General features: G+C 66.7%; 11 protein-coding genes. 3 read left to right on the forward strand and 8 right to left on the reverse strand.

Annotated elements, in window-relative coordinates; genetic code table 11:
• The first annotated feature begins 150 nt into the window (after positions 1–150).
• Positions 151–765, forward strand: a complete 615-nt coding sequence (locus OVO38_RS08110) for an META domain-containing protein (RefSeq protein WP_267208200.1) — start codon at positions 151–153, stop codon at positions 763–765.
• Positions 766–937: 172 nt separating this feature from the next.
• Positions 938–1237, forward strand: coding sequence for a carboxymuconolactone decarboxylase family protein (locus OVO38_RS08115; protein WP_267208201.1), 300 nt, complete (start codon positions 938–940; stop codon positions 1235–1237).
• Between the two features lie 47 nt (positions 1238–1284).
• Here OVO38_RS08115 and glnA read toward each other — a convergent pair whose 3' ends face one another.
• Entirely contained in the window at positions 1285–2721 is a 1437-nt protein-coding gene (gene glnA / locus OVO38_RS08120) for a type I glutamate--ammonia ligase (RefSeq protein WP_095278165.1), read from the reverse strand.
• A gap of 116 nt (positions 2722–2837) precedes the next feature.
• On the opposite strand from glnA, the gene OVO38_RS08125 reads away from it, so the two are divergent.
• Positions 2838–3299: an RDD family protein gene (locus OVO38_RS08125; protein WP_095534918.1), complete on the forward strand. Its 462-nt coding sequence runs from the start codon at positions 2838–2840 to the stop codon at positions 3297–3299.
• Between the two features lie 30 nt (positions 3300–3329).
• Here the strand turns inward: OVO38_RS08125 and OVO38_RS08130 are convergent, their stop codons facing one another.
• The 7 genes from OVO38_RS08130 to gcvP all read right to left on the reverse strand — a co-directional run bounded on the left by OVO38_RS08130 (position 3330) and on the right by gcvP (position 11802).
• The gene (locus OVO38_RS08130; RefSeq protein WP_144717494.1) at positions 3330–4634 is read right to left on the reverse strand and encodes a threonine/serine ThrE exporter family protein; all 1305 of its coding nucleotides are present in this window, start codon (positions 4632–4634) and stop codon (positions 3330–3332) included.
• Positions 4635–4662: 28 nt separating this feature from the next.
• Complete coding sequence (locus OVO38_RS08135; RefSeq protein WP_095278158.1) at positions 4663–5451, reverse strand: DUF4191 domain-containing protein; 789 nt, start codon at positions 5449–5451, stop codon at positions 4663–4665.
• Positions 5452–5525: 74 nt separating this feature from the next.
• Positions 5526–6569 (reverse strand): lipoyl synthase, encoded by a 1044-nt coding sequence (gene lipA, locus OVO38_RS08140; RefSeq protein WP_144717496.1) that lies wholly within the window; start codon positions 6567–6569, stop codon positions 5526–5528.
• A 34-nt stretch (positions 6570–6603) separates the two neighbouring features.
• Complete coding sequence (gene lipB / locus OVO38_RS08145; protein WP_267208202.1) at positions 6604–7392, reverse strand: lipoyl(octanoyl) transferase LipB; 789 nt, start codon at positions 7390–7392, stop codon at positions 6604–6606.
• A gap of 57 nt (positions 7393–7449) precedes the next feature.
• Complete coding sequence (gcvH, locus tag OVO38_RS08150; RefSeq protein WP_095278151.1) at positions 7450–7842, reverse strand: glycine cleavage system protein GcvH; 393 nt, start codon at positions 7840–7842, stop codon at positions 7450–7452.
• A gap of 1 nt (position 7843) precedes the next feature.
• Positions 7844–8932: a glycine cleavage system aminomethyltransferase GcvT gene (gene gcvT / locus OVO38_RS08155; protein WP_267208203.1), complete on the reverse strand. Its 1089-nt coding sequence runs from the start codon at positions 8930–8932 to the stop codon at positions 7844–7846.
• 29 nt (positions 8933–8961) lie between these two features.
• Entirely contained in the window at positions 8962–11802 is a 2841-nt protein-coding gene (gene gcvP / locus OVO38_RS08160) for an aminomethyl-transferring glycine dehydrogenase (RefSeq protein ID WP_267208238.1), read from the reverse strand.
• Positions 11803–11855: the final 53 nt, after the last annotated feature.

The following is an 11855-nucleotide window of genomic DNA, read 5'->3' on the forward strand; positions in this document are numbered from 1 at the left end:
GTTGTATAAACCAAACGGATTGTCAACTGTTCGCGCTGATATTCATGCGACTTTCAGCTTCGACCGCCGCGTTTAGGAGTGCCCTGGAGATACCGTTCTAGTTCTCTCAAGGTGGTTGATTTGGCGGTTTTGCTCGGTAGGTTGAGGGCCATGGTTTCCAAGATCATGAAGAAACTGTCCACCGCAACCATTGCCGTTGCCCTGATGGGTGGCGCCACCGGCACCGCCCACGCGCAGGAGCTGCCGCAGGGGCTGTCGTCTGACCCCGCGATCGTCGAGAGTGCTGCGGGGCTCAGCTCCATCCTGATCGGCGGCGCACCGGCGCTGCCGGGCTCCAGCGCTCAGCTGCCGGATGCTCCGGCCGAGCAGGGCGGCCTGATTACTGCCCTGCCCGAGCACGCGCAGCCGGCACCCGAGCACCTGCGTGGCCCCGCTGTTGAGCGCCCGCTGCAGGCGAAGGCCAACGAGAACGTGACCATCGAGTTCAACCCGGACGGCACCCTGACCTACGGCGACGGATGCAACTCAGGCAACGGGACCTATCACTTCGATGAGCAGGGCAAGCTGCACGTCGGCGATCTTGCACAGACCCAGGCGCTGTGCGACCCGGCGGCAGAGGCTGCCGCCGACAACCTGAAGACTATCCTGCAGGCCAACCCGGACGTCTACATCCTGGACCGCGACACCATCGCACTGGGCAGCCAGGGCCACGGCATCGAGTTCGTCGAGGCGAAGGCCACAATCATCGAGCCGCAGGAAGGCTAAGAACGCGACCCACGAGAAACGATGCACTCGCGGCCCGGGCCACTTTGGTCCGGGCCGCGTAGCATCGTTCTATGACTGCACACAGAAAACCAATTTCGAAAGTCGCCTACGCGCCAATGCTCGGGCTGGAAACGTAGGACAAGCGCGCGTCGACAAGCGCTATTCGCACCTGGTGCAGCTGCGGGCTTTCGCGCTCAACCATTGCGTGTATTGCCTGGCCATGCACCGTCGTGATGCGAAGAAGGACGGCTGGGGCGAAGAAAAGATCAGCAGCACCGAGCGCTGGACCGACTACAAGGAGCAATTCTCCGACGAAGAGTGCGCAGCACTCGAGCTCACCGACGCCGTGACCCGAATCCACGGGGAGGAGTCCGTGCCGGACGAGCTCCGGAATAGGATCGGAATCACCACCCGCCTTGACCCGCGGAGCCTTTCCGGAGTCGATGACTTCGACTTAGGAATCCGAGCATAAGCAAACCCCGAGGGAACACCCTCGGGGTTTTGACTGACGCGCGCGAGCTAGCAGTCGAAGTACATTTCGAACTCGAGCGGCGTCGGCCGCAGCTGGGCCGGCGCGATCTCGTCCTCGCGCTTGAGCGTGAGGTAGGTCTGGATCAGGTCGTCGGTGAAGACGTCGCCTTCGGTGAGGAAGTCGTGGTCCGCCTCGAGGGCGGCGAGCGAGGCCTCGAGCGAGGTCGGTGCCTGCGGGATCTCCTTCGCTTCCTCCGGCGGGAGCTCGTAGAGGTCCTTGTCCACCGGGGCGTGCGGCTCGATGCGGTTCTTGATGCCGTCGATACCGGCCATCATCATCGCGGCGAAGCCGAAGTAGGGGTTGCCCGACGGGTCCGGCGCGCGGAACTCAATGCGCTTGGCCTTCGGGTTGGTGCCGGTGATCGGGATGCGGATCGCGGCGGAGCGGTTGCGCTGCGAGTACACCAGGTTGATCGGCGCCTCGAAGCCCGGAACCAGGCGGTGGTAGGAGTTCAGCGTCGGGTTGGTAAACGCGAGCACGGCGCCGGCGTGCTCGAGGATGCCACCGATGTACCAGCGCGCCAGGTCGGACAGGCCGCCGTAGCCGGACTCGTCGTAGAACAGCGGCTCGCCGTCCTTCCACAGCGACTGGTGGGCGTGCATGCCCGAGCCATTGTCGCCGGCCAGCGGCTTCGGCATGAACGTCGCCGTCTTGCCAAACTGGGTCGCCGTGTTCTTCACAATGTACTTGAAGTCCTGCAGGTCATCAGCCGCGTGCAGCAGGGTGTTGAAGCGGTAGTTGATCTCCTGCTGGCCGCCGTTGCCCACCTCGCGGTGGAAGCGCTCGATGTGGAAGCCGGCCTGGTCGAGGTTGCGGACCATCGCGTCGCGCACGTCGACGGTCTTGTCGTACGGCGGGACCGGGAAGTAGCCGCCCTTGTAGCGGTTCTTGTAGCCCAGGTTCGGGTTGCCGTCGGCGTCGGATTCCTTGCCGCGGTTCCACCAGCCCTCTTCCGCGTCGATCTCGTAGAACGCGCGGTGGCCCTCGGCCTCGTAACGGATGGAGTCGAAGAGGTAGAACTCGGCCTCGGCACCGAAGCTGCAGGTGTCCGCAATGCCTGTCGACGCCAAGTAGTCCTCCGCCTTGCGCGCCACGTTACGCGGGTCACGCGAGAAGGCCTCGTGGGTGAACGGGTCGTTGACAAAGAACTTCACGTTCAGCGTCTTCGCCTCGCGGAACTGGTCCAGCTTCGCGGTGGCCAGGTCCGGCATGAGCGTCATGTCCGACTCTTCAATGGTGGTGAAGCCGCGGATGGAGGAGCCGTCGAATGCGAGGCCCTCTTCCATGACATCCTCATCAAACATGGACGCCGGGATGGAGAAGTGGTGTTCGCGGCCGGGAACGTCGGTGAACCTGACGTCGACGAATTCGACTTCCTCGTCCTTGATGAATTTTGTTACGTCCTCGATATTTTCGAAAGACACGTGCTATCTCCTTACGGCGACAATGTGAACCACACCAAGTTTAGTCGAATGCCCTGCCACGGTCGCGGACCCCGCCCATTTTCGTGGCTCGCGCGGCGCAGCTAGGCTTGGTCACCATGGCAGGATCGAAGAGTTGGCGCGAAGGCCCGGAAATGCCGAACCAGTTCGGCGGCACACCGGAGTACCCAGGGCAGACGTTGGGGTTGCCGGCGGAAGGGCCGGGCTCGCAGGCGTCGGTAATGCGGCGCGCGGGCGGAGTCCTCATCGACTGGGTCCTCGCGTGGGCGATCGCGACGCTGATTACCGCCACCACGGATGCGCTGGGGGACACCGCCACACTGACCTACCTCGTCTGGATCGTCCTGGGTATCCTCACCGGTTGGCTCATGGCTCGCACGCCTGGGATGGCCATGCTGGGTATGGGCGTCGCGCGTGTCGACGCCACCGAGCCCGTCGGCCTCTGGCGCGCCGCGCTGCGCACCGTCCTGACCGGGTTCGTATTCCCGGCCGCGATCGTGGACGCGGACGGCCGCGGTATGCACGACCGGGCGACGAACACGACGGTGATCCGCGGCTGAGCAGGGGGAAGTGGGGGCGTCGATAAGCGACTAGCCCGGCGTGCCGCCGAGGTTTTCGCGGAAGTCGATGTGGTGCTGGAACGCCCAATTGCGGTCCGTGATGAGGCGGGCGACGGTAAGCCCGCCGGAGAGGAAGAGCACCGCGAGGACGACCTCGGTGGTGGCGCTGATGCCGCCGGTGACGTCGCCGCTGGTCAGCTCCTGCATCGCGGCGTAGATCGTGGTGCCGGGGATCATCACGACGGTCGCGGGGATGGTGACCGTGGAGCGCGGGACGTGGAAGTGCTGGCCGAGCCAGCGGCCGAGAATGCCGATGGTGAGCGTGCCGAGGAAGCACGCGAGGAAGTACCGCATGTCGGCGTGGAGGAGGACGAGTCGCAGGATGTTGGCGACCGTGCCGAGCGTCGCGGCGAGGAGCGCCATGCGTCGTGAGGCGTTGAAGATGATGGCAAAGCCGCCGATACTGAAGAAGCTGGCGACGGCTGCGGCGAGGTAGAACCCGAGCTCCGGCTCCGCGGCGATGTGCGGCGGCGGGGGAGCGCTGGTGATCATGGCGATCACGGCGACGGTGAGCATCATGGCCACGATCACTTCGAGCGCGTAGAACAGCCGGGGGATGCCGGCGCTGAAGTCGAAGCGCGACAGGTCATTGAGCGCCACGAACAGCGGGAAGCCGGGGATGAGGTAGAGGATCGCGGCGACGAAGCCGGCGGAGAGCTGCGTGTCCGCGCCCGGCACGAGGAGCGACAACAGCAGGAAGAGGATGGTGGAGACGGCGCCGGCGATCATCACCACGCCGAGCTGGAGGAATCGCTTGTGCGCCAGGCGCTGGCGCACGAACTGGCCGACGCCCGCAGCGATCACCACCAGCACTGCGGTGAGCAGGGAGAAGCGGTTGAGGATCGCGAACCCGCCACACGCCAGGCCCGCGGCGAGCGACGCCACGAGGGGGCTCCAGCGAGGGGTGTGGATGTGCTCGATGTCGTCGAGAAGCGCGTTGACTTCCTCGGCGGTGGCGTAGTGGTGCAGTTCGTGGCGGCTAAAGTTCTCCAGCGCTTCGATGCGCGAGGCGTTCACGCCGGGCACCGGGAGCACGGCGGCGAGGGTGCGGAACCGCTCGCCGCGGTGGAACGTGCAGGTGAGCGTGTCGAGCCCGACGATGACGTCCGCGTGGTCGAAGCCGAGCGCGCGGGCGCACCGCTTCACGGCGCGGATGACTCGGTAGGCGGGCGCGCCGGAGGTCAGCAGCATTGAGCCGAAGCGCAGCGCCGTGCTGGCCTCTACGCCCATACCGAAGTGATCGTCGCTGCCGTGGTGCGTGTGGTCGATTCGCATGTTCGTATCCGGTTGCCGCCCGGTCGCTCTACTTGCCCTTGCGCTGCTGCATGCGGCGCATGCGGCGGTTCATGCCCGCCATGTTCTGCGCCTGGCGCGGCATTGGGCCGCCCGGCATGCCGGCGACCTGGCCAGGGCCCTTGCGGGTGTCCATCGCTTCGAGCTTGGCGTTGAGGGAGTAGACCTCGTCCTTCTTGTAGTTCTTCGGCAGTTTCAACAGGTGCTTCTGCAGGTCACGGACGGGAACCTGGTCCTCGCCGTCGCCGGCGTAGACCTCGTGGATCGGCACGCCGGCCAGGAGGCGGTCGACGCGCTTGTGTTCCTTCGCCATCATCGGCTTGAGGCGGTTCCGGTTGCCCTCTCCAACCAGCACGACGCCGGGGTTGCCCACGACGCGGTGGATGGTGTCCATGTGGGTGTTGGCCTGGACGCCGTTCTTGGTCAGCCAGACGATGCCCATGGTGTTGCGCATGTTTTCCAGGGTCCAGCCCGCTGCGCCCGGGGTGTCGCCAACCTCGTCGTACATGGACTTCTCCAGGCGGCGGGAGAACAGCCACATCGCCAGCACAGCACCCAGCAGCAGGCCGATGACCAGCATGAACCACTGGCCGCTCCAGAGCAGGCCGATGAGGAAGAACAGCAGGCCCACGCCGAGCACCGAACCCAGCATGATGGGGATGAGCGCCTTGTCGCGCTCCTTTTGCATCTTGAACGCCTGCCACACCTGGCTGCGCGTCTGCTTGCTCTTCGCGCGCTTCGCGGCGCGCTCTTCCTTCTTCGCGGCCTTCGCTGCGGCCTTGTCATCCTGCTTCGCCATGTCGCCAATGTTAATGGCACGCCCCGGGCAAGCAAAAAGAAACGCCCGCCGGTGAGGCGGGCGTGAAGCAGCGCTTAGCGCGTGACCACGGGGTGGTCCTTCGACGGGCCGTACTTCTTCAGCAGGGTCGACGCCTCCTGCGTCGTTTCGCCCTGCGAGGTCTCCTTGAGGTGCTTGAGGTTCTCGGGCAGTTCGCGGCCGTGGTGCTCCATCGCCTGGACGTAGAGCTTGCCGGCGCGGTAGGAGGAACGCACGAGCGGGCCGGACATGACGGCGGCGAAGCCCATGTCGTAGGCGGCGTCGCGGTATTCGATGAACTCCTCCGGCTTCACCCAGCGGTCGATCGGGTGGTAGGTCGGGCCGGGGCGCAGGTACTGGGTGATCGTGATGATGTCGGTGCCGGCATCGTGCAGGTCCTGCAAGGCCTCGAGGATTTCCTCGCGGGTCTCGCCCATGCCGAGGATGAGGTTGGACTTGGTAATCAGCCCGAAGTCGCGCGCCTGACGGATCACGTCCAGCGAACGGTCGTAGCGGAACGCGGGGCGGATGCGCTTGAAGATGCGCGGCACGGTCTCCACGTTGTGCGCGAAAACCTCGGGGCGGGCCTCGAAGACCTCCTGGAGCAGGTCCGGCTTGCCGGAGAAGTCCGGGGTGAGGTTCTCCACACCGGTGTGTGGGTTGAGCTCGTGGATCTTGCGCACGACCTCGGCGTAGAGCCACGCGCCCTCGTCCTCAAGGTCGTCGCGGGTCACGCCGGTGATGGTGGAGTAGTTCAGGTTCATGCCGCGGACCTCTTCGGCTACGCGGCGCGGCTCGTCGCGGTCCAGCGGGTCGGGCTTGCCGGAGGCGATGTCGCAGAAATCGCAGCGGCGGGAGCAGCGGGAGCCGCCGATGAGGAAGGTCGCCTCGCGGGATTCCCAGCATTCGTGGATGTTGGGACAGCCGGCTTCCTGGCACACGGTGTGCAGGCCTGCGCCCTTCACCTTCTGTTTCATGTCCTCGTACTCAGGTCCCGTTTTGACCTGGTTGCGGATCCAGCGCGGTTTCGACTCGATCGGAGTCTCCGCGTTGCGCTTTTCGATTCGGAGGAGCTTTCGGCCTTCTGGTGCTACAGTCACGCCCCCTACGTTAACGGACGTGTCAAGCACTGCGTTACCGCGGTCGCTTCTTCAGCCCCTTCGTGGGGTCCGGCGCCGAGGCGAAGGTGTGGTTTGCCACCGTGAGCTCGCCGGACAGCGCGCGGTCGAGGTGGTGGAGAAGCCTTGGGGCGATTGCCGACGCCCGCGTGTCCCTCCCCAACTCCAGACTCATGGTGGTCACGTCGGCGTCGTCAATGCCGCAGGCGACGATGTGCGCGTAGTGGGCGAGCGTGTTGTCGCAGTTGAGGCTCAGCCCGTGCATGGTGACGCCACGGGTGATGCGGATTCCCAGGGCCGCGATTTTGCGGTCGCGGGTCGGTGCCGACGGGTCGGCGGCGCGCGTGGTGTGGGGGACCCAGACGCCGGAGCGCCCGTCGATGCGGCCGGCGGTGGTCACGCCCGCCTCGCGGACCGTCTCAATGAGCGCCTCTTCCAGGCGGCGGACGTAGTCGACCACGTCGACGGGCTCGGCGAGCTTGATGATGGGGTAGACCACCAGCTGGCCCTCGCCGTGCCACGTGATGCGCCCGCCGCGGTCCACGTTGACCACGGGGACGGGGTAGTCGGCGTCGGGCATGTCCTCGGGCTGCGTGCGCTTGCCCGCAGTGAATGTGGAGGGGTGCTCGAGGACGAGCACGGTGTCGCCGACCTCGCCCGCGGCGCGCTTCGCCGCGAGCTCCGCCTGCAGGTCCCACGCCTCCTGGTACGGCACGACGCCGAGGTCGCGCACCTCGAGCGGGGTGGCGGCGTCGGCGCGGATGGATTTGTCGGCGGGGAAAAATGGGTCACGCGGGGCAGTCATGCTTTCGCATTCTAGCCCCGCGTGAAGTGGTGGGTGTTAAGCCCTGTTGAGCGCTGTTTAGCCCTCGACGCCGTTCTCTGCGGCGTACTCGTCGGCGGTCATAAGCTCGCCGACGGACTCTACCTCGACCTCGAAGAGCCAGCCGTCGCCGTACGGGTCATTGTTGATGGCCTCGTACGCGCCGTCGATGTCCTCGTTGACGGCGGTCACGGTGCCGGTGACCGGGGAGAACAGGTCGGAGACGGACTTGGTGGACTCGACCTCGCCGCAGTGCTCGCCGGCGGTCACGGTGTCGCCCACCTGCGGCAGCTCGGCGAAGACGATCTCGCCCAGGCGATCAGCGGCCACGTTGGTAATGCCCACGCGCACGGTGGCGCCGACGGCGGTGTCAGGGGTGGCGTTGATCCACTCGTGGTCCTCGGAGTAGTAGAAGTCCTTCTGCAGTGCCATGTTAGGCGTCCTTTCGGGAGTAAAACGGGGTCTCTACGATAGTAAACGGATAGCGACGTCCACGGATGTCAATTTCCACAGCCGTGCCAACCTCCGCGTGCTCTGGCGCGATGTGCGCCAGAGCAACAGGGTAGCCCAGCGTCGGCGAAGGCTGGCCGGAGGTGACCACACCGATGCGTTCCTCCGCGCCCGGCAGGAACACCTCCGCACCCTCGCGCGCGGCGCGGCGCTGCTCGGAGGTCAGGCCGGCGATGACCACGGACGGCTCGCGGCCGGTCAGCGCGTCCTTGCCCACAAAGTCCGCTTCCTTCTTGGCAAAGGCGCGGCCCATCCCGGCCTCGACCGGGGTGATGTTGGTGGTGAGCTCGTGGCCGTAGAGCGGCATCGACGCTTCGAGGCGCAGCGAGTCGCGCGAGGCGAGCCCGCACGGGGTGCCGGAACCGATCACGGCGTCCCACACCGCTTGGGCGTCTGCGTTGGCGCAGAACAGCTCGAAGCCGTCCTCGCCGGTGTAGCCGGTGCGGGCGACGAACACCTCGACAGACCCTCCGCCTGCCGGGCGCAGGGTCATCCAGGCGCCGGAGTAGTAGGCGAGTGTGTCGGCGTCGTCGCTGAGCAAAGGCTCGAGGACCTTGAGCGCATTCGGGCCCTGGACCGCGACGAGCGCCACGGCCTCGGAGTCGTTGCGCAGCTCAACGTCGAAGTCGCCCTTGCGCGCTTCAAATGCGGCCCACACGGTGGCGGTATTGGCAGCGTTGGGCACGACCATGAAGTGATCGTCGGCCATCTTGTAGGTGATCAGGTCGTCCAGGATGCCGCCGTCCTCGGCGACGATCATGGAGTACTTCGCCTTGCCCACCTTGAGGATGGACATGTTGGAAATCAGGGCGTAGTCCAAAAACGCGGCGGCATCGGGGCCCTTGACGTCGATCTCGCCCATGTGGGAGAGGTCGAAGATGCCGACGGCGCTGCGCACCGCGCGGTGCTCGTCGAGCTCGTTGCCGTACTTCAGCGGCATGTTCCAGCCGCCGAAATCGGTAAACGTGGCGCCCAGCTTCTCGTGGGCTGCGTGCAGGGGAGAGGTAGCCATGAGGGTTCTCGCTTTCAGTGGGAGGGGGACTATTCGCCGGTGTTGATGCCAAAGGCTTCCGGCGGCGGGCAGGCGCAGACGAGGTTGCGGTCGCCGTATGCCTCGTCGATGCGGCGCACCGGCGGGAAGTACTTCGCGTGCACGAGCCGGTCGACCGGGTAGGCCGCCTGCTCGCGGCTGAACTCGTACGGCCAGTCGGAGCGCACCACGGAGTGGGCGGTAAACGGCGCGTGGTGCAGCACGGAGGATTCGTAGGCGACGCGGCCGTCGATGATCTCCTGGATCTCGCCGTGGATGGAGCGCATCGCCTCGACGAAGCGGTCCAGCTCGGCCAGGTCCTCGGATTCGGTCGGCTCGACCATGAGGGTGCCAGCGACCGGGAAGGACAGCGTCGGCGCGTGGAAGCCGTAGTCCACCAGGCGTTTCGCCACGTCCGCTGCGGTCACGCCGGACTTGTCGGTCAGCTCGCGCAGGTCCAGGATGCACTCGTGGCCCACCATGCCGTTGTCGCCGGTGTAGAGGACCGGGAAGTACTCGTTGAGCTGGCGCGCGAGGTAGTTCGCGCCGAGCACCGCGTGCTGGGTCGCGGCCTTAAGCCCCTCGGCACCGCTCATGGCGATGTACGCCCAGGAAATCTGCAGCACGCCCGCGGAGCCGTAGAGGCTCGCGGCGACGGGGACGCCGGCGTCGCCAGGCACCGGCGCCGAGGCCTGCTCGAGCGAGACGTTCGCGTCGCCCGGCAGGAACGGGATGAGGTGCTCGCCCACGCCGATCGGGCCCACGCCCGGGCCGCCACCGCCGTGCGGGATGGTGAAGGTCTTGTGCAGGTTGAGGTGGCTGACGTCGCCGCCGAAGTCGCCGGGGCGCGCGATGCCGGTGAGCGCGTTCATGTTTGCGCCGTCGATGTAGACCTGGCCGCCGGCCGCGTGGACCTTGTCGGCCACGGTGCGCACGGTGTCCTCGTACACACCGTGGGTGGACGGGTAGGTGAGCATGATGGCGGCGACGTGCTCGCCGTGCTTCTCCAGCTGCGCGTCGAGGTCGTTCAGGTCGATCGAGCCGTCGTCGGCGGTCTTGATCACCACGACTCGCAGGTTGGCCAAGCTTGCCGACGCCGCGTTCGTCCCGTGCGCCGACGCCGGGATCAAGCAGATGTCGCGCTCGGTATCGCCTTTTGCCACGTGGTAGCGGCGGATCGCGAGCAGGCCGGCGAGCTCGCCGGTCGCGCCCGAGTTGGGCTGCAGGGACACCTCGGCGTAGCCGGTGATGCGGATGAGCCAGGTGCGCAGGTCGTCGATAAGCGTGGCCCAGCCCTTCGTGTACTCGGCCGGGGTGAAGGGGTGTACGTTGGCGAATTCTGGCCAGGTGATGGTCTCCAGGCCTGCGGTGGGGTTGAGCTTCATCGTGCAGGAGCCGAGCGGGATCATCGTGCGGTCCAGCGCGAGGTCCTTGTCGCCAAGGGTGCGGATGTAGCGCATCATCTGCGTCTCGGAGTGGATCGCGTTGAACGTCTCGTGGGTGAGGAACTCCGTGCGGCGCTCCAGCGTCTCGGGCAGGCGCGGTTCGGCGTCCTCGGGCGCGGTGGCGCCGAACGCTTCGAGGAGTGCCGCAAGGTCGGCCTCGGAGGTGTCCTCGCCGAAGGACACGCCGACGGTGGTCGCGTCGATGGAGCGCACGAGGTAGCCGGCCTGGGCAAGCTTATCGACGACCCCCTGCGCGTCCGACACCTCAACCGCCACCGTGTCGAAGAAGTGCGCGTGCTTGACGCGCGCGCCGGCGGCCTCCACACCTGCGGCGAAGCGCGCGGCGAAGTCGTGGACGGTGCGCGCGATTTCGGTCAGGCCGGCGGGGCCGTGATAGACGGCGTACATGGAGGCCGCCACAGCCAGCAGCGCCTGGGCGGTGCAAATGTTGGAGGTGGCGCGCTCGCGACGGATGTGCTGCTCGCGCGTCTGCAGTGCGAGGCGGTAGGCGGGAAAGCCCTCGGCGTCCTTGGATACGCCGACCAGGCGGCCAGGCAGCTGGCGCTTGAGCTTCTCCGGCACCGCCATGAAGGCGGCGTGCGGGCCGCCGTAGAACAGCGGCACGCCGAAGCGCTGGGTAGAGCCGATCGCGATGTCCGCGCCGAGCTCGCCCGGAGACTCCAGGACGGTCAGGGCGAGGATGTCGGCGTCGACGGTGACCAGGCCGCCGCGCTCGTGGATCGCCTCGATGACCGGGCGCGGGTCCGCGATGTCGCCCTCGGTGCCCGGGTAGGCCAGCACGGCGCCGACGAGGTCTTCGCCGACGACCCCCTGCGACAGGTCCGCGACCTCGACCTCAAGGTCGATGGCGCGGGCGCGCTCGCTGGCGACGGTGATGACTTGGGGGTGCAGGCGGGCGTCGAGAAGCACCCTGCGTCCCTTGCGCACCGCGCGCGACATGAGGCCGACGGCCTCGGCGGCGGCGGAGGCCTCGTCCAGCAGCGAAGCGTTGGCAATGTCCAGGCCGGTGAGGTCCTGCACCATGGTCTGGAAGTTGAGCAGCGCCTCCAGGCGTCCCTGGGAGATTTCCGGCTGGTACGGGGTGTAGGCGGTGTACCAGCCGGCGTCCTCGATCACGCCGCGGCGGATCACCGGCGGGGTGAGCGTGGAGTTGTAGCCCTGGCCGTAGAAGGCCTTGAGCACGGTGTTCTGGCTTGCGATCTCGCGCAGGCGGTCCTGCGCCTCGTACTCCGTGAGCGCCTGCGGCAGCTGCAGCGGCCCGTCAGCGAGGATGCCCTTCGGCACCGCCGCACTAATCAGGGCGTCCAGCGACTCGTAACCCAGCGCGTCCAGCATGTGCCGCTGCTCGCTCTGGTCGGGGCCAATATGACGGGAGATGTAATCCAACAGGTGCTCCTTGGTCGAAAGTGGTGCCAAACACTGTCAGTATACGGTCTGGG

It is taken from the genome of Corynebacterium sp. Marseille-P8863 (genome assembly GCF_946902955.1).
GTDB classification, from domain to species: Bacteria; Actinomycetota; Actinomycetes; order Mycobacteriales; family Mycobacteriaceae; genus Corynebacterium; species Corynebacterium gottingense.

Bases quoted from the DNA above. Each gene is read 5' to 3' on its own strand.
- OVO38_RS08110 (WP_267208200.1), top strand. From the start codon at position 151: ATGGTTTCCAAGATCATGAAGAAACTGTCCACCGCAACCATTGCCGTT.
- OVO38_RS08125 (WP_095534918.1), top strand. From the start codon at position 2,838: ATGGCAGGATCGAAGAGTTGGCGCGAAGGCCCGGAAATGCCGAACCAG.
- OVO38_RS08130 (WP_144717494.1), bottom strand. From the start codon at position 4,634: ATGCGAATCGACCACACGCACCACGGCAGCGACGATCACTTCGGTATG.
- OVO38_RS08135 (WP_095278158.1), bottom strand. From the start codon at position 5,451: ATGGCGAAGCAGGATGACAAGGCCGCAGCGAAGGCCGCGAAGAAGGAA.
- lipB (WP_267208202.1), bottom strand. From the start codon at position 7,392: ATGACTGCCCCGCGTGACCCATTTTTCCCCGCCGACAAATCCATCCGC.
- gcvH (WP_095278151.1), bottom strand. From the start codon at position 7,842: ATGGCACTGCAGAAGGACTTCTACTACTCCGAGGACCACGAGTGGATC.
- gcvT (WP_267208203.1), bottom strand. From the start codon at position 8,932: ATGGCTACCTCTCCCCTGCACGCAGCCCACGAGAAGCTGGGCGCCACG.